This is a genomic window from Neorhizobium sp. 2083 (genome assembly GCF_031455615.1).
Lineage (GTDB): Bacteria > Pseudomonadota > Alphaproteobacteria > Rhizobiales > Rhizobiaceae > Neorhizobium.
Window position 1 is genome coordinate 134,280 of sequence record NZ_JAVDTC010000004.1, and the last position, 23,255, is coordinate 157,534.

Below are 23,255 nucleotides of genomic sequence, written 5' to 3' on the forward strand. Positions count from 1 at the left end.
GAGATTTAGACCCTCTGATCCGTGCTTGAAAAGCACCGTGATCGATGATCATATGTGCGTATGGTTCACAGCTCGCAGACTTTGCCGCCGCTCGACACGCTCGAGACTTTTGCACGCGCCGCCCGGCTGGGATCGTTTTCCGCCGCGGCGGAGGAAGGTGGCGTCACTCATGGCGCCGTCTCGCGACAAATATCCCGGCTGGAGCGCTGGATGGGCGTGCGGCTCTTCGCACGCGAGGCCCGCGGCGTGACCTTGACGCCGGAAGGCATGCGGTTTTTCTCCCGTGCGGAAGAGGCGCTGGCGCTGCTCGGAGATACGGACGAGCGGTGGCTGCCTCGCCGCAACAAGACGGTGGTCCGGCTTTCGGTGACGCCGTCGGTCGCCTCGCTCTGGCTGTTTTCGCGCTTGCCGAAGCTGGAGGCCGCCGACATCCATCTGGAACTGATCCTGGAACACCGGCTGGCGGATTTCAGCGAGGGGATCGATCTGGCGATTCGCTGCGGCAAGGGGCCGTGGGCCGGCGTGCGCAGTCTGCCGCTCTGGCAGGAAAAGCTGGTGCCGATCGCAGCGCCTGCCGTCGCCGAACGTCTGGCTGGGCGGTCGGATGCGAAATCCCTGCTGGAGATGCCGATCCTGCACGATTCCAATGTCGAGGCGTGGCGGCGCTGGCTGGCAGTTGAAAATGTAGACTACGTGCCGCGCGGACAGGACCGGCGCTTCGAGGATTATAACCTGGTGGTCGACGCCTGCGCGCAAGGGCTCGGCGTCGCGCTGGCGCGGCCGCCGCTCGCGGATGCGGCGCTTGCGTCCGGCCGGGTCGTCGCCGTGTCGGAGAGGACGATCGAACACCATGTCGCCTTTCACCTGATCCGGCCGAACGACGGCATGAAGGCTTCCGCAGCCGAGTTTGCCCGGCGTTTCCTGCAGGAAGCCGGGCTCGATGAAACGGCAATCGCCGCTTTCGTCGCGCCGGGGCGGGGGAAAGGGTAGCACCTTTCCTGTTGGCAACCGCGGTTCCGGCTCTAATTGCTCCGCGAAACCGGAGTGAGGAGCACCCCATGAGTACCAAGGCGACGATTGCAAGGATCTGGCGCGGCCGCACGCTCGCGGCAGTGGCCGACGAATATGAAGCCTATCTCCGCGAGACGGGCATTCCGCCGCTCGTCAAAACCGCGCTTTCGGTCCAGCTTTTCCGGGAGGATCTGGGCGACGAAACGGAATTCGTGACGACGTCCTACTGGCCGGACTTCCAATCCATGGCCGCTTTTACCGGTGGCGATCCGAACAAGGTGCATCATCTCGACCGCGATCCGCACTATCTCGTCGCGTTGCCCGAACGCGTCGCGATCATGAAAATCCTGGTGGACAGGGTCTAGGACAGATCGAGGCCGAACCGGACGCCTTCGAGGCGGTGGCTCGACCGCCGAGCACCTTGCAGTACGGACGGCATGTTTCGCGGCTGGGCGATGCCGGGGGAATTTTATGTCGCCACCCATCACGAGGTTTTCCGATCAGGCCCTCAATCGCGAAAGGTTTTGACACGAAAAGCCCGGCGGAATGACCGCCGGGCCTTGCGCCCCTCCAAGGCCGTTCTCGCTATTCGGCGGCTTCCCGCGGTTTCAAGACGCCGCGGCGGATCTGGTCTTCCTCGATCGACTCGAAGAGGGCGCGGAAATTGCCCTCGCCAAATCCTTCGTCGCCCTTGCGCTGGATGAATTCGAAGAAGATCGGGCCGATCACCGTCTTCGAGAAGATCTGCAGCAGGATCTTGGTCATGCCGCCATCGACGACGCCTTCGCCGTCGATCAGGATGCCGTGTTTCTTCATCCGCCCGATCGGCTCGTCATGGCCGTGTACGCGGGTGCCGGACATTTCGTAATAGGTGTCCGGCGGGCCCGGCATGAATTTGAGACCGTTCTCGGCAAGCTTGTCGGTCGCTTCGTAGATGCCGTCGGTGCCCACCGCAATGTGCTGGATGCCTTCGCCCTTGTACTTCTTCAGGAATTCCTCGATCTGGCTGGTCTCGTCCTTGGACTCGTTCAGCGGAATGCGGATCTTGCCGCAAGGGGAGGTGATTGCCCGGCTCACCAGACCGGTGATGCGGCCGTCGATGTTGAAGAAATGGATCTGCTTGAAATTGAAGAGTTCGCGGTAGAAATCCCACCACTTGTCCATGTTGCCGCGATAGACGTTGTGGGTCAGGTGATCGAGATAATAGAAACCGACGCCCTCCGGTTTCGGGTTCGGCTCACCGAGCCATTCGAACTCGGCGTCATAGGCCGAACCCTTCTCGCCATAGGTCTCGATGAAATAGAGAAGCGAACCGCCGATGCCGACGATGGCCGGTACGTCGAGCGCCTTGTCGGTACCTTCATAGGGCGTTGCGCCCTTGGCGACCGCGTGATCGAAAGCATGTTTGGCATCGACGACACGCCAGGCCATCGCCGGCGCGCAGGGGCCGTGTTCTCCGACGAAGCGCATGGCATGGCTGCCCGGTTCGGCATTGACGATGTAATTGATGTCGCCCTGTCTCCAGACGGTGATGTTCTTGGTCCGGTGACGTGCCACGGGCTTGTAACCCATCCGGGTGAACAGCTCTTCCAGCTTCTGCGGCTCCGGATGGGCGAATTCGACGAATTCGAAACCGTCGGTCCCGGCCGGATTGTCTTTGGTGATCTCAGAAACCGGCGCATCGTGCGGGAAAGGACCCATGGCAAACTCCTCCTGTCGGTCGATTGCCATGATGATGCAGGAGAGGCGCATTGTGCTTGCAATCTTTGCCCGGTTCTGCTGGATTTGTGCATGAAGCATGCGGAATTTACGGATTGGATGCACGATGGACGCGCTGGACGGATACGACCTGAAGATCCTGAGCCATCTGCAGGCGGATGGGCGGCTGACCAATAACGAGTTGTCGGAACTCATCGCGCTGTCGCCGTCGCAATGTTCACGCCGTCGGGCACGTCTCGAAGGCGAAGGGTTCATCCAGACCTATCGGGCGCATCTCAACCGGCAGAAACTCGGGCTCGACCTCATGGTGGTGATCGCCGTGACGCTCGCGACCCATAACCGCGACAATGCCAAGCGGTTCGCGCGCCTTGTCGAGGACCTGCCGGAAGTGCTGGAATGTTTCTCACTGACCGGCGAGATGGATTATCACCTGAAGGTGGTGACGCGGGATCTCGCGGGCCTCTCCCATTTCGTCAACGATGTGCTGCTGCCGCACGAGAGCGTGCAGCATGTCAAAACATCGATCGTTCTCAGCGTGTTGAAGGACTTTGGTGGGATTCCGATTCAACGGCCCACCAAGGGTTAGGCATCGTCCGATTCCGGCAGCTTTGCCTTGCCCGAGCGGCCGATGACCTGCTCGATTGCCGCGAGGCCGGTCGACAGCATCCTGATGCCACTTTCGCCGATTTCCGCCTCCAGCTCGGCCTGGTAACCGCGGGCAAGTTCGATCAGTTCCCGATAGGCCTGCTGCCCGGTGGCGGTGAGTTCGAGATGCTCGAGGCGGCGGTCCGTTTCGTCCTGACTGCGCTTCAGCCATCGGCGCTGTTCGAGCGCGAAGACGGCGCGGCTCACCTTGGTCTTGTGCATGCTGGAATGAATGCCGACTGCTTTCGATGTCATGCGGCCCGAACTGCCAAGCGCCGCAAGGGTGCGCCATTCCGGCCGGGTCATGCCGTATTTCGCCTTGTAATGCGCGGCAAAGCGCAGGCCGACAAATTCGGCGGCGCGATTGAGCCGGTAGGGAAGAAACTGCTCGAGTTCGAAACTATCCGTCGTCATGGCATCGATGCGGCGTTGATGGTTACAAAAATGATGGTTACATTTGCAACCATATCGTCATCATGGGAGGAAACAAGCCATGCTGGACAAGGTCGATCCAACCACCGCGTTAGGCACCGGGGCGAATGCCGAGGTGCTCGCCTATATGCCTGGTTTCGGCAATGATTTCGAGACCGAGAGCCTGCCCGGCGCTCTGCCGCAGGGCCAGAACAGCCCGCAGAAATGCAATTATGGGCTTTATGCGGAGCAGCTTTCCGGCTCGCCGTTCACCGCACCGCGCGGGACCAACGAACGCTCCTGGCTCTACCGCATCCGCCCGAGCGTGCGGCATACGGGAAGGTTCAGGAAGATCGACTATCCGTCGTGGAAGACGGCGCCTCACATCGCCGAACATTCGCTGGCGCTCGGCCAGCTTCGCTGGAGCCCGCTGCCGGCGCCGAGCGAGCAGTTGAACTTCCTCGAAGGCATCCGCACGATGACGACGGCGGGCGATGCGCTCTCCCAGTCCGGCATGGCGGCGCATGTCTATGCCTTCAACACTGACATGGTGGACGACTATTTCTTCAATGCCGACGGCGAGATGATGATCGTGCCGGAGGTCGGTTCGATCCGGGTTTTCACCGAGCTCGGCAAGATGGATCTCGAGCCATCCGAAATCTGCGTCATCCCGCGCGGCACCATGTTCAAGGTCACCCGGCTCGGCGAGGAAAAGGTCTGGCGAGGGTATATCTGCGAGAATTACGGCGCCAAGTTCACGTTGCCGGATCGCGGCCCGATCGGCGCCAACTGCCTCGCCAACCCCCGCGATTTCAAGACACCGGTGGCGGCTTATGAGGACAAGGAGACGCCCTGCCGGGTGCAGGTGAAGTGGTGCGGCTCCTTCCATGTGACGGAGATCGGCCATTCGCCGCTCGATGTGGTTGCCTGGCACGGAAATTACGCGCCCTACAAATACGACCTGCGCACCTTCTCGCCGGTGGGTGCCATTCTCTTCGACCATCCCGATCCGTCGATCTTCACGGTTCTGACCGCCCCCTCCGGCGAGGAGGGAACCGCCAACGTCGATTTTGTCATCTTTCCGCCCCGCTGGCTGGTGGCCGAGCACACGTTCCGGCCGCCCTGGTACCATCGCAATATCATGAGCGAATTCATGGGCCTGATCTACGGCCGGTACGATGCCAAGGAGGAAGGTTTCGTGCCGGGCGGCATGAGCCTGCACAACATGATGCTGCCGCACGGCCCCGACTTTACAGGCTTTGAAAAGGCCTCGAATGGCGAGCTGAAACCCGTCAAGCTCGACAACACCATGGCCTTCATGTTCGAGACCCGTTTCCCGCAGCAGCTGACCCAATTCGCGGCCGAACTGGAGACCCTGCAGGACAATTACGTGGATTGCTGGTCCGGGCTGGAGCGAAAGTTCGACGGTACGCCGGGGATCAAGTGAGGCGGCGATACATTCCGGTTGCCTTCTTGCGCGATCTCCACACATTCTGTGGGCAATACCAACGATAAAACGGGAAACACTCATTCATGAAGCTCGCGACACTGAAGGATTCCACCCGCGACGGCCGCCTGGTCGTCGTCTCGAAGGACCTGACCCAATGCTCGGAGGTCGGCCATATCGCCCGCACCCTCCAGGCGGCGCTGGACGACTGGGCATATGTCGGTCCGCGGCTCGAGCGGGTCGCGGAGGGTATCGAGACTGGTGCGCAGCCGACCATTCGTTTCCACGAACATGATGCGGCATCGCCGCTGCCGCGCGCCTATCAGTGGGCTGACGGATCGGCCTACCTCAACCACGTCGAACTGGTGCGCCGGGCGCGCAATGCCGACATGCCGGAAAGCTTCTGGACCGATCCACTGATCTATCAGGGAGGCTCCGACAGTTTCCTCGGTCCGCGCGATCCGATCCTGCTCGGCGACGAGGCCTGGGGTGCGGACATGGAAGGCGAGATCGCGGTGATCGTCGGCGACGTGCCGATGGGCGCTTCTCCCGAAGAGGCGCGCGAGGCGATCCGCCTCGTGCTTCTCGTCAACGATGTGTCGCTGCGTGGACTGATCCCTTCGGAACTCGCCAAGGGTTTCGGTTTCTTCCAGTCGAAGCCGTCTTCAGCCTTTTCGCCGGTCGCGGTGTCGCCGGACGAGCTGGGTTCCGCCTGGGATGGCGGCAAGCTTTCCCTGCCGCTGAAGGTCGATCTCAACGGCAAGCCCTTCGGCCGCGCCAATGCCGGTATCGACATGACCTTCGATTTCCCGCAGCTGATCGCCCATGCGGCGAAGACCCGGCCGCTGGTGGCCGGCACGATCATCGGTTCGGGCACTGTCTCCAACAAGCTCGACGGCGGTCCCGGCAAACCGATTGCCGATGGCGGCGCCGGGTATTCCTGCATTGCCGAAGTCCGCACCATCGAGATGATCAATCTTGGAGCTCCGAAAACGCCGTTCCTGCATTTCGGCGATACGGTCCGGATCGAGATGAAGGACGACAGGGGGCATTCGATCTTCGGCGCGATCGAACAGACCGTGACGAAATACGAGAAGGCGTGATGAGCGAGACGCTGCTCTACGACTACTGGCGGTCCTCCGCCAGTTATCGGCTGAGGATCGCCCTCAACATGCTCGGCGAGACGTTCCGTTCGGTGCCTGTCGATCTCCTCGCCAAGGCGCACCGGTCGCCGGAGCATCTGCAACGCAATCCGCAGGGGCTGGTGCCGGTACTGGAGATCGACGGCCACAGTTTCACCCAGTCGCTCTCCGTGATCGAATATCTCGATGAGACGCGCGGCGGGGCCTTTCTACCGGGCGATCCCGCCTGCCGGCAGCGGGTGAGGGCGCTCTCCTATGTCATTGCCATGGAAATCCACCCGGTCTGCAATCTCAACGTTACGGGCCATGTCATGTCACTGACCGGCGGCGGCGATGAAACGCGGATCGCCTGGATGCAGAAGTTCATCGGCGAGGGGCTGGCCGCCTTCGAGACGCTTCTGGCTTCACCTTCAACCGGCACGTTCTGCCATGGCGAGCGGCCGAGCATGGCGGATATCTGCCTCGTGCCGCAGGTCTACAATGCGCGGCGGTGGAGCGTCGATCTCTCGGCCTGCCCGACGCTCGTCGCAATCGCCGACCGCTGCGCCGGGCTGAAACCGTTTGCCGATGCGCATCCCGACAATGCTCATCCCGACAAGGCGGCGCGTTAGATCTTCAGGTCACTGAACTCAGGCCTTGCTTGTCACATAGTTTCGCATGACCGTGCCGAGCCTGGCGAGGTTGGCCTTCAACTCGTCATAACCCGCGATCTTCTCGCGGGTCTCCTCGTCCATGTAGAGCTTGCGGTTGAGCTCGATCTGGATGCTGTGGCGGTTTCTTGCCGGCGCGGAATACGCCGAGACCAGCTCCGCGCCTTTGAAGGGCACGTTGAGCGAGACCGAATAGCCAAAACCTTCGAGGGTCTCGGCGACGAGCTTCACGAAGTCCGGCTCGCTCGACAGGCCTTCGTAATCGCCGACCACGATATCCTTGCGGACCGTGCCGGCCGGGTCGGGCGAGAGAACGTGGCCGATCGCCGGCATGGAATGGCAGTTGACGTGATAGACCTTGCCGAAGGCGGCATAGGTCTCGTCGAGCAGCCGCACCAATTCGCGGTGATAGGGCCGCCAGTAGGTGTCGATGCGCTCTTCGAGCTCCTTCACCGTGAACTTGCGGCCGTACATCGGCGTGTCGCCCCAGGCGTAACGCCAGGTGATGCCCATGCCGCGGCGGGCCGAGGCGCTGTCGCGGACCGGATGCGGCCATTGCCCTTCGACCATTTCCAGGTCGACATCCTGCAGCGACCGGTTGAGGTCGAGAAAGCTGCGGGGGAAATGAGCCAGCAGCAGCGGTGCGCCGATCGAGGGGGCGAAGCCGAAGAGGTCGTCCACATAGGTGTCGGAAGCGACGCGCACCAGTTCGTCGGAAACCGTGCGCTCGAAATCCGGCAATGTCAGGCCGCTATGCGGCGAGTCGAACACCATCGGGATGGACGGCACGGTCGGCGGAATGATCTTGAGGACGCCGTCGATTTCGACGGGGGCGAAGGTCATGTCGGTCATCATGGTCTCGTTCAGGCTGTCGCCGCATAGGCAGCGGGGTAGGTGATGTCGGGCATGCCGACAAAGGCACTGCCGCGCCTGCCGACCATGCCTGGAGCGGCAAAGGGCCGGGGATAGACGACGGCTGCCGCGGGCTTCACCTTCGCGATCTTTTCGAGCGCTTCGATCTGCTCGGCCGGCATGTCGACATTGACGATGATGTCGGCATTCGGTCCGGTGGTCATGCGTGGCATGTTCATGGCCTCCTCGATATCGAGGCCGGCATGCAGGATCATGCCGGTGAGCTGGGCGAGCGACGGAACGATCTGATTGCCGCCGGCGGCGCCATAAGCTGCGAAAGCGCCGTTTTCGTCGGTGATCGCCACCGGGCACATATTGCTCGGCGCATAGGCGTTGGGCGTCAGCGAATTGGCGCGGCCGGGCGTCGGGTCGAACCAGGACATGCCGTTGTTGAGCAGGATGCCGGTCGAGGGAGACAGGGCCCGGGCGCCGAACCGGTTGAGCAGGGTGAAGGTGATCGCCACCATCCGGCCTTCGTGATCGACGGCGTTGACCTGCGTCGTGCTGGTTTTGTTGGTCGTTTCGGCCGGGTTGAGGCGCTTGCGATGGGCGCCGAAACTTTCCCAGAGGGCCTCGGCCATGGCGGTAAAGAAACCAGCGTCGACCGGGCCTTTGCCGCGCTTCCTGTCGAAGTGATCGAGCGCGTCGAAGAGCCGCTGGCCGGCGCTGGTTTCCCCCGCCACATGCACGGTCTTGCCCTGCAGCGGCATGGTCCGGGACGGGTAGAGGAGGGGGGCGTAGCTGGCCAGGTCCTCCAGCGTGATCGAGCTGCCGCCGGCATTGAGGTCGGCGACCAGCATCTCGCCGATCGCGCCGCCGTAGAGCGCGTCCGGGCCTTCGCCCGCGAGACGTTCCAGCGTTTTGGCAAGCCGGTCGAGCGGCAGCGTCGTTCCCGGCTCTGGTGCATGGCCGCCTGGCAGGAAGACCGAACGGGCGCCGGGATCCAGACCGAGGTCGCCTTCGGCAATCGCGATCGCCAGCGTCGTGTGCCAGTCGACGAACATGCCCTTGCGGGCGCGATCGATGGCGGGCTGCAGCGCCCGGTCGAAGCCGATCGTGCCGTAACGCTTCAGCGCTTCGGCGAAACCGCGCACGCAGCCGGGCACGACGGCGGCGGTAAAGCCGCGGACGTTACGGTTGTCGATCGAAGCGGGGTGGCCGATGAAAGTCTTGATGCTGGGATCGGGCTTGTAGAACTCCTCGTCGAACGTGGACGGCACGCGGCCGGTGAACTCCACGACTTCGACTTTTCCGTCTGGCTGGGCAATCAGCATGTAGCCGCAGGCGGCGAGGCTGGTCATCCAGGGTTCGACGGTCTGCAAGGTGAAGGCAGCGGATACGGCTGCGTCTACTGCGTTGCCGCCGGCTGCAAGTACTGCTGCGCCTGCCTCGGCCGCCGCATAATGCTGGGAGGTGACGACGCCGCGCTCGCTGACGCCGGCCACTTTGCGATAGACGCCGCGCTCGACGCGCAGGTGATCGTATAGCGGATTTTCCATCATTTCGGCTCCAGCGCAGCGGCCACGAGACGGCTTGCGCCCGACAGGTCGCCAAGCTTTTCGCCTGCAGCGATCTTGTCCTTGTTGCGGCCCGCGCGTGCCTGGCGCGCGATCGCCTCCTCGACGACCTCTTCGGCCTCATCGACCGGGATCACGACGATGCCGCTGGCATCGGCGACCACGACATCGCCCGGAAGCACCGGCACGTTGCCGCAGGAGATCGGAAGGTTGAGCGAGCCGCCGAGATCGTTGAGCCTTGTGGTGATGCCCGATACGCCCGACGACCACAGCGGCAGGCCGAGTTCGACGATTTCCTCGACATCGGTGCAGGGACCGTCAATCGCCACGCCGATGGCGCCCGCCGTCTTGATCGCGAAGGCGACGCCGCCGCCGATGCAGGCATGGCGATCGTCTCCGAGCCGGTCGACGAACAGGAAGTCGCCGGGGCGCAGCAAGCCGACCGCATGATGGAGGAGGGTGGAGTCCGTCGCTGGGATGGCCACCGTCACCGCCGTGCCGACCAGCGTCCTGCCCGGCTCGACGACCGGGGTGATCGAATGATGCACGAAACCGCGATGGCGGAAATGGCCGATCGTCGCCACCTCGACGCTCTCGAACCTGGCGATGAGTTCCGGGTCGACCTGTTTCGGCACATTGCCGACGTGATATTTCTTCATGGGGTTTCCTCCCGGGATCTTGTCGTCCCGGCCTCGTTCTCACTGGCGTGGTGCTGCCAGCCCTTGCCGGGCACGGCGGCGAGCAGTTCCTTCGTGTAGGTTTCCTTCGGCGCACCGAAGAGCGATGCCGGATCGCCCCGTTCGACGATGCGGCCGTTTCTCATCACCGCGATATTGTCGCAGATCTGGCTTGCGACCCTGAGGTCGTGGGTGATGAACAGGATGCCGAAGCCGAGCCTGGCCTGCATGTCGGCAAGCAGTTTCAGCACCTGTGCCTGGACCGAGACATCAAGGGCGGAAACGCTCTCGTCGGCGATCAGCAGCTCGGGTTCGACCGCGAGTGCCCGGGCGATGCAGATGCGCTGCCTTTGCCCACCGGAGAACTCGTGCGGAAAGCGGTCGGCGGAGGTCCGGTCGAGGCCGCACGCTTCGAGCAGGTCGAGGGCGCGAGCCCTCGCCGCCTTGCGGTCGAGGCCGTGGATGACCGGGCCTTCGGCAATGGAATCGCCGACCTTCTGGCGGGGATCGAGCGCCGTATAGGGGTCCTGGAAAACGATCTGCACCTTGCGGCGCGCCTCGCGCAACGCCTTGCCGGAAAGGCCCGCGAAATCGCCACCGGAAATCAGGATATCACCGCTCTCCGGCTGCACGAGGCGGATGACGCATTGCGCCAGCGTCGACTTGCCGGAGCCGGATTCGCCGACCAGGCCGAGCGTTTCGCCGCGGCGGATGGTGATATCGACGTCGTCCACCGCCTTCACCGTGCGGCCGCCGCCGAAAAGGCCGGAGCGCGTAAATGTCTTGACGATATTTTTTGCGATCAGCACCGGGTTGCCGAGGCCTTCGCGTTCCTTTCGCGGCGTCAGCGTCGGCACGGCGGCGAGCAAGCGGCGGGTATAGTCCTCCTTCGGATGGTTGAGGATTTCGTCGCGGGTGCCGATCTCGACCAGCCTGCCCATCTGCATGACGGCGACGCGGTCGGCGATCTCGGCGACGACGCCGAAATCATGGGTGATGAAGATGATGCCGGTATCGTGCCTCGCGCGAAGCTCCAGCATCAGCTTGAGGATCTGTGCCTGGGTGGTGACATCCAGCGCGGTGGTCGGTTCGTCGGCGATCAGCACCGACGGATCGAGCGCGAGCGCGGTCGCGATCATCACCCGCTGGCACTGGCCGCCGGAAAGCTGGTGCGGATAGGAATGGAAGATCTGCTCCGGATTGGGGAGCTGCACCTCGCGGAAGAGGTCGATGACCTTCTTGCGGATCTCCGCCTGGCTGAGCGACGTGTGGATGCGAAACGTTTCCGACACCTGTTCGCCGATCCGGAAGATCGGGTTGAGCGCCGCCGTCGGCTCCTGGAAGATCATGGCGATGCGCCGGCCGGTGATGTCGCGGCGGGTCGCCTCGTCGAGGGTGAGCAGGTCCTTGCCCTCGAACACAACCTTGCCCGTCGGCCGTCCGAGATTGCGGGGCAGGAGGCCCATGGTGGCAAGCGCCGTCAGCGACTTGCCCGAGCCGGATTCGCCGACGATGCAGAGGATTTCGCCCTTGCTGACCGAAAGCGACAGATCCTCGACTGCGAAGGCACGATCGGCGCCCCGCGGCAGCGGCACGCTCAGATGTTCGATGGACAGCCGTTCGTTGCTCATGATGCCGCCTTCTCCTCTTGCGGTGAAAAGGCCTTCACGGAGCGCATGTCGCAGCGGCGCAGGTGTTCCACGAACCGGGCGCAGAAGCCGACCAGATGTTCGACCATCTTCTGGCCCTTTTCGGCGCTGGCGAGCAACGGGTCGCCGCCGAGCATGCCGTCGGCATTCACCTCATGGCAGTTCAGCGGCACATGCACCGGCATTCCTTCGAACTGGACATTGTTGACGCCGCCGGTCGGCAGGCCGAAGGCCTTTTCACGCACCGAGGGACGGGCAAGATCCATGCGCATCAGTTCGGGGAAGAGATGCATGTAGATCGAGGTCAGTGGATCGCCGCCATGGCCGCGGGCCGCCGCGACCGAAGGACCATGCAGCTCCTTCCAGAGCGCATCGGGGATCGCCTGCCAGAGATTGATGAAGGCGACCGACACGCCGCGTTCGGCACGGATGCGGCGGAGTGTCTGGTCGAAGAGCGGCGCATTGCTGGTATGGCCGTTGAGGATCAGGATATGCTCGATGCCGTGATCCAGAAACGCGGTCACGGTATCCTCGACCACGGCCGAGAAGGTCGAGGGCCGCAACTGGATGCCGCCCGGAATGGTCTTGAAGAAATCGGCATAACCGAAGGGAATGATCGGTGCGACGATCGCGCCGGAGGCTTCCGCCACTTGTCCGGCCACCGCTTCGGTCAGCATGAAATCGCCCATCGGGGCGTGGGGGCCTTGTTCCTCCTGGCTGCCGAAGGGCAGCAGGATGACGGGCTTTTCGGAAAGACGTTCGCGGAATTCCGCGAACGTCATGTCCTTGAGCGCATGCTTGCGTTTGCTATCCATCATACGAACTTGAAGTAATCGCCGTAGATACGCATCTCGCCGTTCGGCTTGAACTTGAACTGGATGCCGGCGCGGTGGGCGCAGTTGTAGACGCTCTTCCACATGTAGTAGCCGGGCGTCACCTTCTGCCATGCGTCCGAAAGTTCCAGGTAGGCCTTTTTGCGGTCCTCGAACTCGATCGCCTCGTCGAATTTCTTGCCTGCCGCCAGATATTCCGGGGTCGGGTCCCAGGTCTTCCAGGTGGCAGTGGAGCGGGATGCGGTCGGACCCCAGTCGAGCCACAGCGGCTGGTAGGGATCGCCGGGGATGAAGTCCGAGCTCATCGACATGTTCATCAGGTGGTAGGGGCGGCGATAGACGAGTTCGAAATTGTCGAGGATCTGCGCCTCGACATTGATGCCGACCTCGCGCCATTGCTCGACCATGATTTCGGCGGCCGCCTCGTAGTTCGGATAATACTGGCGGGTGATGTGCCAGAGGAGCTTCTCGCCCTTGTACTTGGTCTTGGCGACGAGCGCCTTGGCGGCCGCGACGTCGTAGGGAAGCTTCACCGGTGCTTTCGGATCGAAGAACTTGCCGTATTCCGTGAAGTTGAAGGGTACTGCCGGGTGTTCCGTGGTGCCGTTGAACAGGGCCTGGACAATCGCGTTCATGTCGATCGCCTGGACCATGGCGTAGCGCAGGTTCGCATCGACCAGCGGATTGTCTTCCGGATCCGGACGGGTGTTGAAGGCGAGGGCCGGATAGTTGTCGGCCAGAACGCGCTTGAGGGTGACGCCCTGGTATTTCTCGAGTGCCGCTTCCTGGTCGGTCGGGATGTTGACGATGAAGTCGAATTCCTTGGATACGAGACCGGCCATGCGGGCGGCGAATTCCGGGACGATCTTCCAGGAGATCTGCTTGACCGGCGGCGGGCCGTCCCAATAGTCGTCGAAGGCTTCGAGAACCATGATTTCGCCGGAGCGGAAGGTTGTCACCTTGTAGGGACCGGTGCCGATCGGCTTCTGGCCGAAGGCGTCGACGCCGACTTCCATGTAATATTTCTTCGGCACCACGAAGCCGATATAGCCGGTGAGCTTGCTCGGGATGTTCGGGTCCGGCCGCTCGGTCTCGATCTCGAACGTGTATTTGCCGGTCGCCTCGACGCGCTTGAAGCCGGCGGTAAAGGTCTTGCCGCGCGGTTCGAAGGGCTTTGCGCCCCAGAGGCGTTCCGGCGACAGGGTGAAGACCGCGTCTTCCGCCGTCATCTCGGTGCCGTCGTGGAACTTGACGCCCTCACGCAGCGTGAACTTCCAGACGTTGCCGTTCTGCTCCCATTTGGTGGCGAGCTTCGGCGCGAAGATCAGGCCGTTCTCGTCCTTGATGTAATCGCGGTCGACGAGGTTGTCGTAGAAGTTCGGGAAGATACGGCGCGACGTGGTCGAGATGCCGTTGATCGTCGCCATATTGGCCCAGAGATTGTCGACCGCGATAGTCAGCGACGGCCGGTCCGCGGCATTTGCCTTCGGGAGGCTGCCGACCATGGACAGCGCCCCCGCGCCGAGAATGAGACTTCCTACTTCACGTCTTGTAAACATCGTTCCACCTTCCCTTGTTCATGTATGTTCGAGCGGCATTTTTCAGGTTGTTCGGGCGCGCAGCATCGGATCGAGGCGGTCACGCAGCCAGTCGCCGACGATGCTCATCGAAAGAGTGACGAGAAAGATGACCAGGCCGGGCCAGACCGAGATCCACCAGGCGGTCGAGAGGTAGTCGCGGCCGTCGCCGAGGATCTGGCCGAGGCTGGTCTGCGGGGCCTGGATGCCGAGTCCTAAGAAGCTGAGCGAGGTTTCCAGAAGGATGATCTGCGGGAATGTCAGCGTCACCTGGACGATCAGCGCGCTCGCCACGTTCGGCAGCACGTGTTTGAGATAAAGCCGGCCATTGCCCGCGCCGAGCGCGACGATCGCCTTGGCATAGGGCTGGTTGATCGCCGACAGAACCACGCCGCGCGACAGGCGGGCATATTTCTCCCATCCGAACAGGCCCATCAGGATGATGAACAGCACCATGCTGTTGCCGAAAAAGGCGAGCAGCGTCAGCGTGATGAGGATGAAGGGCAGGGACGCCTGGAAATCGACCAGCATCATCAGCACTTCCTCGACCCAGCCGCGGAAATGCGCGGCGACGAAGCCGATCGCCGAACCGAAGACGGCGCCGATGATCGTGCCGGCGATCGCCACGGAAAGCGACATCTGCAGGCCGGCGATCACCCTTGCGACCATGTCGCGGCCGATGCGGTCGGTGCCGAGCGGGAAGCTCGGATTGCTGCCGGTCATGAACGCCGGGGGCTTCAGGCGGGCGAGCAGGTTCTGCTGCGACATGCCGTGTGAGGTAAAGACATTGCCGATGATGGCGACGACAACCGTGATGGCGAGGACCGCGATGGCGAAAACGAGAACAGGAGAAACGCGTTTCATCTGCCGGCCCTCAGTTCTGCACGCGGATGCGCGGGTCGAGCAGGCCGTAGAGCAGGTCGACCACGAGGTTTGCGAGGACCATCGTCACCGCCATGATCAGCACGAGCCCCTGCACGACCGCAAGGTCACGAGAGGAGACGGCCGTCACCAGCAGGCGGCCGACACCCGGCCAGGCGAACACGGTTTCCACGACGATGGCCCCGCCGATCAGTTCGCCGAGATTGAGGCCGATGATCGTCACCAAGGGAATGCTGGCATTCGGCAGGGCGTGGAAAATGATGCGTTTCCAGTAACCGACGCCCTTGGCGGCGGCGGCGCGGATATAGAGCTTGTCCAGCACTTCGAGCATCGCTGAACGGGTGAAACGCGCGAGCGTGCCGGCCGTGAAGGTCGCAAGCGTGATCGCGGGCATGATCAGGTGCCAGACGGTGCCCGTGCCGGAACTCGGCAGCCATTGCAGGCTCAAGGAAAACAGCAGGATCATCAGGATGCCGAGAAAGAAGTTCGGCAGCGCGAAACCGAAGACGGCGGTCGCCATGATCAGGTTGTCGAAAGTCGAGCCGCGCTTGATGGCGGCGACGATGCCGGCCGGCACGCCGATCAGGATCGCGCCGATATAGGAGAAGAGGCCGAGCATCAGGGTCCACGGCACCCGCTCGACGATGATGTCGAGGACCTCGCGGCCGTCGCGATAGGAAATGCCGAACTGGCCCGTCGCCATTTGGAAGACGTAGCGGAAATACTGGACCCAGAGCGGGTCGTCGAGACGCCAGAGCTGGCGGAACTGCTCCACCTCCTCGGGCGTGGCATCGGCGCCGACAAGTGCCACGACAGGGTCGCCCGAAGTCCTGAGCACCACAAATGCGAAAGTCACCACGAACCAAAGCGTCAGCACGGTTCGCAGAATTTTTAACACCCAGAAACGCGTCATCACGCTCCGTTTCGGGAGCCGAAGCTCCAGCTGTTCCAATTCTTATTGTCGTTTTTTGAAAACTAATCACGGGAATAAATTATTATCTATTACAAAATCAAAGCAGCATTGATATGTTCCAGATATGAAATACGGCATCGAATTTCGTCACCTCCACTATTTCGCCTGCGTCGCCGAGGAGCTGCATTTCAGCCGCGCCGCCGACAAGCTCGGCATGGCGCAGGCTCCGCTCAGCCAGCAGATCCGGCAGCTCGAGGACCGCCTCGGCACCAAGCTTTTCCGCCGCACCACGCGCCGCGTGAAGCTGACCCCGGCCGGCGAAATCTTCCTGCGTCACGCCCAGGAAATCCTAGGGGGCATCGACCGGGCGGTCACGCATACCCGTTCCATTTCCGGGGACGATAGCGGAACGATTTCCGTCAGCGGCGTGCACGTGGCGCTCTCGCATGTCCTGCCATTGGTCATTTCGGACTTTCGCAAACGCTATCCGGCGATGACCGTCGACGTGCAGGTGCTCGGCACCGCACAGCAGCTCGAACTGCTCCAGAACAACAAGGTGCAGGTGGCCTTCATCCGCCCGACGAATCCGGCCGGTTTCCTGAAGACGGAACATATCCTGGAGGAGGGTTTCGTCGCGGTCCTGCCGAAGGATCATCGGCTGGCGGGCAAGAGCGACCTGACGGTCAAGGATTTCGCCGGCGAGCCGATCATCACTTATGCGCCGACCGTCGGCGCCAGCTATTACCATGCGATCATGGATGCGCTGCGTCGCGCCGGCGTCTATCCGGTCATCGTGCAGGAAGTCTCCCATACCCTGGCGATAGCGACGCTGGTCGCGGCTGGCGTCGGGATCGCAATCGCGCCTTCCTGGCTGGCGCATAACCCGAGCCCATACCTGGTCTACCGGCCGCTGGAAGACATTCCTGCCGAAGTGGAACTGCTGGTCGCCTGGCAGGCCGAGGAGAAGTCGCGCATCGTGCTCGATTTCGTCGAAACGACGCGGCGGGTGATGGCCGACGCCGGTAACAGCCTTATTCGCAGCGAGCGTTTGGAACCTGCCTGATCCTGTCTCGCGCCATTTCGCCAGCGCGAAGTTTTCCGGAAATTCGCGTCAAGCGACGTATATGGCGGCCGGGTTTTCTGGCATAGCGCTGCCCTGACCTGTTTTGAAACTGGAGAGGAGATTCAATGCTGACGATCAAGCGGTTGAGCCTTGAGGATGCGCGTGTGCTGATAGCCGGTGCCCGCGCCAAGGCGGAGGAGATCAAGGTGCCGATGTGCATCGCCATCACCGACGAATCCGGCCAGCTGATTGCGTTCGAACGCATGGATGGCGGCAAGATCACCAGCACGATCATCGCCCAGGACAAGGCCTATACCGCAGCCGGCGCCAAGCGCACCACGGAAAGCTACGGCACCGCCAGCCAGCCCGGCAGCCCGGCCTATGGCATCAATTCGGCGATCGGCGGGCGTATCCTGGTGGTTGCCGGCGGCCTGCCGGTCATCGTCGACGGCGATGTCGTCGGCGGCATCGGCCTCAGCTCCGGCACGCCGGCGCAAGATACGGAATGCGCCCAGGCCGGCGTCGAATCCTTCCTGAAGTCGCTCTCCGCCTGACATCGGCGGCCATAGGCGGGATCGATATCGGGCTGCCTCATTCGGGGCGCCGGTGATTTTCCGCCGGTTATTCGGGCAACGGGTCTGGCGATCCTGGCTCGGCCAACTATAGTGGCCGGGCCGCGCCTTCCGCGGCATCATCCCCCGCCGAAGAACGCCCAAGGTAATTCCCATGACGCTTGCCATTTCCGCCAAAGACATCGACGACAAGGCTCTTATCGAGGAGCTGAAGCAATGGGTCGAGATCGAGACCCCGACGCTCGATGCGGCTGCGGTCAATTTCCTGGCGGATCGGGTCGAGGCGATCGGCAAGGCGGCGGGCCTTGAGACGGAACGGCTGCCGGGCACGCTCGGTTTCGGCGATATCCTGGCGGTCCGTTCGCCCCGTCCGGCCGGCAGCAACGAAAAGACGGTTCTGATCCTCGCGCATCTCGACACTGTGCATGCGGTCGGCGTGATCCACAACCAGCTTCCGCTGCGCCAGGAAGGCGACAAGCTTTATGGCCCGGGCATCTACGACATGAAATCCGGGGCGCTGATGGCGCTCGAGGCGATGAAGCTTGCCGTCGGGCATGGAGCGAAGATGCCGATCGACCTGATCTTCGTGCCCGACGAGGAGATGGGCAGTCTCTCGTCACGCGCCTTCATGGAAGAGGCGGCCAAGAACGCCGGTTATACGCTGGTGGTCGAGCCCGCCCGCGATGGGGGCAAGGTCGTGATCGCCCGAAAAGGGGTCGCTATGTACGACGTCACCGTGCGGGGACGGGCAGCGCATGCGGGCGCGCGGCCGCAGGATGGACGTAGCGCCATTCGTGCTGCCGCAAGGTTGGTCCTGGAGCTTGAGGCACTCAACGATACGGAGCGCGGCGTGACCGTGACGGTCGGCACGATCCAGGGCGGCACGGGCCGCAACACGGTGCCGGCGGAATGCCGCCTTCAGGTTGACGTTCGTGTGCCGGACGATGCGATCGCCAAAGAAATCACCGGCAGGATCGAGGCGATGAAGCCTATCGATCCGGATATCAGCTTCGAAATCGACGGCCGGATGAACCGCCCGCCCTTCGCGCAGTCGGAAGAGGGCAAGCGCCTGTTCGACGTGGCGGCGGAGATCGCGGAAGGCCTCGGCATCACGCTCGAAGGAATGGCGACGGGCGGCGGCTCGGACGGCAATTTCACCGCGGCGCTGGGCGTGCCGACGCTTGACGGCCTGGGTGCCGATGGTGCCGGGCCGCATACGTTCAACGAACATATCTTCGTCAGCAGCGTTGCGCCGCGCACCGCGCTGCTCGCCAACCTGATGATTTCGCTGGAAGCGAAATAAGCCGCCTCAGGCCGGCAAGGTTACTTCGAACGAGTTGGCAATGCGGCTTTTGCCGACCTCGATGACGTGACGCATGGCGGCGATCGCCCTGTCAGGATCGCGCGAGGCGACCGCGTGGGCGATCCGCAGATGATTGGTGGCGACCTCGTCGATCTTTTCCGGCGAGGCGGCGGGCGAGGAGAGCTGGAAGGAGATGGCGAGCGCCGCCTCGATCAGCGCGCTCGCCGAGCGCATGAACGGATTGCCGGACATGCGGGCGATGGCAAGGTGGAATTCTAGGTCCACCTTGGCGATGGTTTCCGGCGTATGGGAGAGATTGTCGAATTTCGCGGCAATCGCGTAGAGCGCGACAATGTCGTCGCTGGAGGCGCGCAGCGAGGCTGCGGCGGCCGCTGCCGGCTCCAGCGCCATGCGCATCTCGGCGAGGTGTTCGATGAATTCGAAATCAAGCCCGGATTCGAATCGCCAGCCGAGAACATCCGAATCGAAGAAGTTCCAGCTCGCCTTGTCGAGCACGCGGGTGCCGACCTTGGCCTTGGCCTCGACCAGCCTCTTGGCGGCGAGCGTCTTCATGGATTCGCGCAAAACGGTGCGCGAAACCCCGAAGCGGGCGGAAAGCTCGGCATCGCCGGGCAGAAGCGAACCTTCCGGGATCTTGCCGGAAACGATCCCCCGGCCGAGCTCCGCCACCACATGCGCGTGGTTGCTGCGGCGCTTTCGCCCACTGATCGTTGTTTCCAGAAGTCCCAACTCAGATCTCCTTCAGCCGTCCCTCGGCAAGTCGCCGGTTTGAATACCAGATGATTCCGCGCTGCAATACAATGAAGACGAACAGCAGGATGCCGATGACGATTTTCGTCCACCAGGACGACAGCGTGCCGTCGAAGACGATGTAGGTCTGGATCAGCCCCTGGATCAGGATCCCGATGAAGGTCCCGGCCACCAGCCCGACACCGCCGGTGAGCAGCGTGCCGCCGATGACAACGGCCGCGATCGCATCGAGCTCGACGCCGACCGTCGCCAGCGAATAGCCGGAGGAGGTATAGAGCGTATAGGCGATGCCGGCGAGGCCGGAGAGGAAGCCGGAGAGCGCGTAGATGCCGACCGTCGTGGAGCCCACCGGAACGCCCATCAGCTCTGCCGACTGCTGGCTGCCGCCGATCGCATAGACATTGGCGCCGAAGCGTGTGCGGGCGGCGATGAAGGCTCCGACGATGAAGACCAGCAGCATGAGCATGGCAAGCGCCGTCAGCCTGCCGCCGCCCGGGAAGCGGAAATAGAAGCCTTGGATCGCGTCGATCATCTCGTGCGAGATCGGCACGGATTCGGTCGAGATCAGATAGGCGGCGCCTCGGGCCAGGAACATGCCGGCGAGCGTGACGACGAAGGGCGGTATGCCGAGATAACGGATCATCGCACCCATCAGGCTGCCGAACAGGGTCGAAATGACCAGCACGGCCGCGAAGGCGACGAGCGGATGGACGCCGAGCGAGCCGACGAGGACCGCGACGAAGACGCTGGTGAAGGCGATCACCGAGCCGATCGACAGATCGATGCCGCCCGACAGGATGACGAAGGTCATGCCGACCGCGGCGATGCCGAGAAAGGCGTTGTCGGTCAGGAGATTGCCGATCACCCGGGTCGACAGCATGTTCGGGAACTGCAGCACGCAAAGCGCATAGGCGATGACGAAGATGCCGAGCGTGGTGACGAAGGGCAGGTTGCGGGTATGGATCATCGGACCGTGCCCTCCGCCTTACGGGATGTGTCGCGCGATACGGGGTCTGCCTTGTGCCGCGGAGCCTTGACGAAGCCGAGCAGCGCCATGATCGCCGGCGACTGCAGGGTCAGAACGATCATGATGATGCCGGCCTTGATGATCAGGTTGAATTCCGGAGGGAAGCCGGACACCAGGATGCCGGTATTGATCGACTGGATGATCAGCGCGCCGATCAGCGATGCGGTGATCGAGAAACGCCCGCCATTCAGCGAGGTGCCGCCGATGACGACGGCGAGGATGGCGTCGAGCTCAAGCCACAGGCCTGCATTGTTGGCATCGGCGCCGCGGATATCTGCGGTGACGATCAGCCCGGCGATCGCCGCGCAGATGCCGGAGATCGCATAGACGAAGAACAGCAGGAAGCGGGCGCGCACGCCGGCAAGCGTCGCGGCGCGGCGGTTGATGCCGGTCGCCTCGATCAGGAAACCGAGCGCCGAGCGGCGCACCAGCACGCCGATGATCAGCGCGGCGCAGACCCAGATGAGGATGGGGATCGGGATGCCGGCCAGGGAGCCGGATCCGAGTGCCGCGAAGCTGTCATTGTTGAAGGTGAGGATGACGCCCTCTGTGATCAGCTGGGCGATGCCGCGGCCAGCCACCATCAGGATCAGGGTGGCGATGATCGGCTGGATGTCGAGGAGGGCGACCAGCACGCCGTTCCAGAGCCCGCAGACGAGGCCGACGCCGAGTGAGATCACGATCACGACAGGCAGCGGGTAGTCCTTGCTGATCAGCGTTGCGGCAACGGCACCGCAGATGGCAATCACCGCGCCGATCGAGAGGTCGATGCCGCGGGTGGCAATCACCAGCGTCATGCCGATCGTCAGCAATGCGACCGGGGCGGCGCGCACGAGGATGTCGATCAGGCTGCCGTAGAGGCGGCCGTTCTGGAATGAGACGTTGAGGAAGCCCGGGGCGACCGCGGTGATTAGGGCGATGATGACCGCAAGCGCGATGATCTGGGGGGCCAGCCGTTTCAGCCGGCGGGTGAGGCGGTTCATCACGCGGCCTCCGTGCGGGTGGCGATGGCCTGCATGATATTGTCGGCGGTCACCTGATCGCCCTTGAGTTCGGCGATATGCTTGCGGTCGGACAGCACGATGACGCGGTGGGCGATGGCGGTCAGCTCCTCCAGTTCGGAGGAAATGACGACCAGCGACATGCCGTCGGCGCAGAGTTTTTCGATCATTTTGAGGATTTCCGCATGCGCGCCGATATCGATGCCGCGGGTCGGTTCGTCCAATATCAGCAGGCGGGGTTCGGTCGCCAGCCAGCGGGCGAGGATCGCCTTCTGCTGGTTGCCGCCGGAGAGGAATTTCATCTGCCTGTCGGCATCGGCCGGGCGGATATCCAGCGACTTGATGAAGTTTTCGGCGAGCGCTGCCTTTTCCCGCGACGAGATCGGTTTTGCCCAGCCCTGGCGGGCCTGGACCGCAAGCGCGATATTATCGGCGACGGAAAAGTCGCCGATAATGCCGTCCGTCTTGCGTTCTTCCGGGCAGAAACCGAAGCCGCTGGCGATCGCCGCCTCCGGGGAGGAGAGGGCGACCTCTCGATTGTCGACGGTCGCGGTGCCGCTGTCGGCGCGGTCGATGCCGAACAGCAGGAAGGCCGTCTCGGTGCGGCCGGAGCCAAGCAGGCCCGCGACGCCGACGACCTCGCCGGGGCGGATATCCAGATCGAACGGCGCGACGCTGCCGCGCTTGCCGTAGCCCGAAAAGCGGATCGGCGCCTCGGCGGCGGAGATGACGGTCTCTTCCTGCGCCTGATGTTCGCGGGTGATGTGCTGCAGCTCACGGCCGAGCATCATCGAGATCAGCTCGAGCCGCGGCAGTTCCGCAAGCTTGCGGGTGCCGACGAGGCGACCATTGCGCAGAACCGTGACGCGGTCGGCGACCGCATAAACCTGATTGAGAAAATGGGTGATGATGATGATGCCGAGGCCTTCCTCGCGCAGGCGCCGCAACACCGCAAACAGCATCTCCACCTCGTGGGCGTCGAGGCTGGCGGTCGGTTCGTCGAGCACAAGAACCTTGCCGGAAAGATCGACGGCGCGCGCGATGGCGACGATCTGGCGGACGGCGACGGAATAGGACGAGAGCAGGGCGTCGACATCGATGTCGAGGCCGTAGCGTTCGAGCAGCGTTTTCGAGCGTCGGCGCATTTCGCCGCGGTCGATCAGGCCGAACCGGCGTGGCTGGCGGCCGAGGAAGAGGTTTTCCGCGACTGTCAGGTTTTCGAGGAGATTGACCTCCTGGTAGACGGTGCCGATGCCGAGCCCTTGAGCCTCCGCGACGCTGGAGGGAGTGACCTCCGCGCCTTCGAGGCGCATGGTGCCGTGATCGCGGCTGTAGACCCCGGTCAGGATCTTGATCAGCGTCGATTTTCCGGCGCCGTTTTCGCCGAGCAATGCATGGATTTCGCCGCGTTCGAGCGTGAGGTCTACTCCGTCGAGCGCCGTGATGCCGAGGAAGGCCTTGCCGATGCCCCGGGCTTCCAGAAGTGAATTCTTGTCAGACATGCCTAAAGTCCCGCATCTATCGAAGAACCGG

The 23,255-nt window shown here is 63.1% G+C and carries 23 protein-coding genes; 9 read left to right on the plus strand and 14 right to left on the minus strand.

Going from position 1 to position 23,255, the window contains the following annotated elements; translation table 11 throughout:
- Positions 1-60 precede the first annotated feature (60 nt).
- Positions 61-990, plus strand: coding sequence for a LysR family transcriptional regulator (locus J2X76_RS16825; protein ID WP_310218875.1), 930 nt, complete (start codon positions 61-63; stop codon positions 988-990).
- Positions 991-1,058: 68 nt separating this feature from the next.
- Positions 1,059-1,376 carry a hypothetical protein gene (locus J2X76_RS16830; RefSeq protein WP_310218271.1) on the plus strand — a complete coding sequence of 106 codons (318 nt, stop codon included), beginning with the start codon at positions 1,059-1,061 and terminating at the stop codon, positions 1,374-1,376.
- Between the two features lie 220 nt (positions 1,377-1,596).
- On the opposite strand, the gene hppD is transcribed toward J2X76_RS16830, so the two are convergent.
- On the minus strand, positions 1,597-2,712 hold the full coding sequence (gene hppD, locus J2X76_RS16835) for a 4-hydroxyphenylpyruvate dioxygenase (RefSeq protein WP_310218274.1): 1,116 nt from the start codon (positions 2,710-2,712) through the stop codon (positions 1,597-1,599).
- Between the two features lie 124 nt (positions 2,713-2,836).
- Here hppD and J2X76_RS16840 point away from each other — a divergent pair, with 124 nt between their 5' ends.
- The gene (locus J2X76_RS16840; protein WP_310218277.1) at positions 2,837-3,316 is read left to right on the plus strand and encodes an Lrp/AsnC family transcriptional regulator; all 480 of its coding nucleotides are present in this window, start codon (positions 2,837-2,839) and stop codon (positions 3,314-3,316) included.
- Here the strand turns inward: J2X76_RS16840 and J2X76_RS16845 are convergent.
- Positions 3,313-3,789, minus strand: coding sequence for a MarR family transcriptional regulator (locus tag J2X76_RS16845; RefSeq protein WP_310218279.1), 477 nt, complete (start codon positions 3,787-3,789; stop codon positions 3,313-3,315). The two genes, J2X76_RS16840 and J2X76_RS16845, sit on opposite strands and share 4 nt — an antisense overlap.
- 79 nt (positions 3,790-3,868) lie before the next feature.
- Between J2X76_RS16845 and hmgA the strand changes: the two genes are divergently transcribed.
- From hmgA to maiA, 3 genes are all read left to right on the plus strand, one after another.
- On the plus strand, positions 3,869-5,233 hold the full coding sequence (gene hmgA, locus J2X76_RS16850) for a homogentisate 1,2-dioxygenase (RefSeq protein ID WP_310218282.1): 1,365 nt from the start codon (positions 3,869-3,871) through the stop codon (positions 5,231-5,233).
- An 86-nt stretch (positions 5,234-5,319) separates the two neighbouring features.
- A complete protein-coding gene (locus J2X76_RS16855; RefSeq protein WP_310218284.1) occupies positions 5,320-6,336 on the plus strand; it encodes a fumarylacetoacetate hydrolase family protein in 1,017 nt (338 codons plus the stop codon).
- Complete coding sequence (gene maiA / locus J2X76_RS16860) at positions 6,336-6,986, plus strand: maleylacetoacetate isomerase (RefSeq protein WP_310218286.1); 651 nt, start codon at positions 6,336-6,338, stop codon at positions 6,984-6,986. Before J2X76_RS16855 ends, maiA begins: the two co-directional genes overlap by 1 nt.
- Positions 6,987-7,004: 18 nt before the next feature.
- On the opposite strand, the gene J2X76_RS16865 is transcribed toward maiA, so the two are convergent.
- The 8 genes from J2X76_RS16865 to J2X76_RS16900 are packed head-to-tail and all read right to left on the minus strand — an operon-like array spanning position 7,005 to position 15,985.
- Positions 7,005-7,877 carry an N-formylglutamate amidohydrolase gene (locus J2X76_RS16865; RefSeq protein WP_310218288.1) on the minus strand — a complete coding sequence of 291 codons (873 nt, stop codon included), beginning with the start codon at positions 7,875-7,877 and terminating at the stop codon, positions 7,005-7,007.
- Between the two features lie 11 nt (positions 7,878-7,888).
- Positions 7,889-9,436, minus strand: coding sequence for a gamma-glutamyltransferase (locus J2X76_RS16870; RefSeq protein WP_310218290.1), 1,548 nt, complete (start codon positions 9,434-9,436; stop codon positions 7,889-7,891).
- Positions 9,436-10,113: an RraA family protein gene (locus J2X76_RS16875; protein ID WP_310218291.1), complete on the minus strand. Its 678-nt coding sequence runs from the start codon at positions 10,111-10,113 to the stop codon at positions 9,436-9,438. Before J2X76_RS16875 ends, J2X76_RS16870 begins: the two co-directional genes overlap by 1 nt.
- Positions 10,110-11,762 carry an ABC transporter ATP-binding protein gene (locus J2X76_RS16880; protein ID WP_310218293.1) on the minus strand — a complete coding sequence of 551 codons (1,653 nt, stop codon included), beginning with the start codon at positions 11,760-11,762 and terminating at the stop codon, positions 10,110-10,112. The genes J2X76_RS16875 and J2X76_RS16880 overlap by 4 nt, the downstream gene beginning before the upstream one ends.
- Entirely contained in the window at positions 11,759-12,595 is an 837-nt protein-coding gene (locus J2X76_RS16885; protein WP_310218295.1) for a creatininase family protein, read from the minus strand. Before J2X76_RS16885 ends, J2X76_RS16880 begins: the two co-directional genes overlap by 4 nt.
- Positions 12,595-14,172: an ABC transporter substrate-binding protein gene (locus tag J2X76_RS16890; RefSeq protein WP_310218297.1), complete on the minus strand. Its 1,578-nt coding sequence runs from the start codon at positions 14,170-14,172 to the stop codon at positions 12,595-12,597. The genes J2X76_RS16885 and J2X76_RS16890 overlap by 1 nt, the downstream gene beginning before the upstream one ends.
- Before the next feature lie 42 nt (positions 14,173-14,214).
- Entirely contained in the window at positions 14,215-15,054 is an 840-nt protein-coding gene (locus J2X76_RS16895) for an ABC transporter permease (protein WP_310218299.1), read from the minus strand.
- A gap of 10 nt (positions 15,055-15,064) precedes the next feature.
- Positions 15,065-15,985 carry an ABC transporter permease gene (locus tag J2X76_RS16900; RefSeq protein ID WP_113127162.1) on the minus strand — a complete coding sequence of 307 codons (921 nt, stop codon included), beginning with the start codon at positions 15,983-15,985 and terminating at the stop codon, positions 15,065-15,067.
- 124 nt (positions 15,986-16,109) lie between these two features.
- Here J2X76_RS16900 and J2X76_RS16905 point away from each other — a divergent pair, with 124 nt between their 5' ends.
- From J2X76_RS16905 to J2X76_RS16915, 3 genes are all read left to right on the plus strand, one after another.
- The gene (locus J2X76_RS16905; RefSeq protein WP_310218301.1) at positions 16,110-17,048 is read left to right on the plus strand and encodes a LysR substrate-binding domain-containing protein; all 939 of its coding nucleotides are present in this window, start codon (positions 16,110-16,112) and stop codon (positions 17,046-17,048) included.
- A 125-nt stretch (positions 17,049-17,173) separates the two neighbouring features.
- On the plus strand, positions 17,174-17,602 hold the full coding sequence (locus tag J2X76_RS16910) for a heme-binding protein (protein WP_113127160.1): 429 nt from the start codon (positions 17,174-17,176) through the stop codon (positions 17,600-17,602).
- A 172-nt stretch (positions 17,603-17,774) separates the two neighbouring features.
- Positions 17,775-18,923 (plus strand): M20 family metallopeptidase, encoded by a 1,149-nt coding sequence (locus J2X76_RS16915; RefSeq protein WP_310218306.1) that lies wholly within the window; start codon positions 17,775-17,777, stop codon positions 18,921-18,923.
- 6 nt (positions 18,924-18,929) lie between these two features.
- Here J2X76_RS16915 and J2X76_RS16920 read toward each other — a convergent pair whose 3' ends face one another.
- Genes J2X76_RS16920 through J2X76_RS16935 form a run of 4 tightly spaced genes read right to left on the minus strand, consistent with a single transcriptional unit; the run spans position 18,930 to position 23,224 of the window.
- Complete coding sequence (locus J2X76_RS16920; protein WP_113127158.1) at positions 18,930-19,673, minus strand: FadR/GntR family transcriptional regulator; 744 nt, start codon at positions 19,671-19,673, stop codon at positions 18,930-18,932.
- A gap of 1 nt (position 19,674) precedes the next feature.
- Positions 19,675-20,661 carry a galactofuranose ABC transporter, permease protein YjfF gene (gene yjfF / locus J2X76_RS16925; protein WP_113284693.1) on the minus strand — a complete coding sequence of 329 codons (987 nt, stop codon included), beginning with the start codon at positions 20,659-20,661 and terminating at the stop codon, positions 19,675-19,677.
- Positions 20,658-21,704, minus strand: coding sequence for an ABC transporter permease (locus J2X76_RS16930; RefSeq protein WP_310218311.1), 1,047 nt, complete (start codon positions 21,702-21,704; stop codon positions 20,658-20,660). Before J2X76_RS16930 ends, yjfF begins: the two co-directional genes overlap by 4 nt.
- Positions 21,704-23,224 carry a sugar ABC transporter ATP-binding protein gene (locus J2X76_RS16935; RefSeq protein WP_113127155.1) on the minus strand — a complete coding sequence of 507 codons (1,521 nt, stop codon included), beginning with the start codon at positions 23,222-23,224 and terminating at the stop codon, positions 21,704-21,706. Before J2X76_RS16935 ends, J2X76_RS16930 begins: the two co-directional genes overlap by 1 nt.
- Positions 23,225-23,255 lie beyond the last annotated feature (31 nt).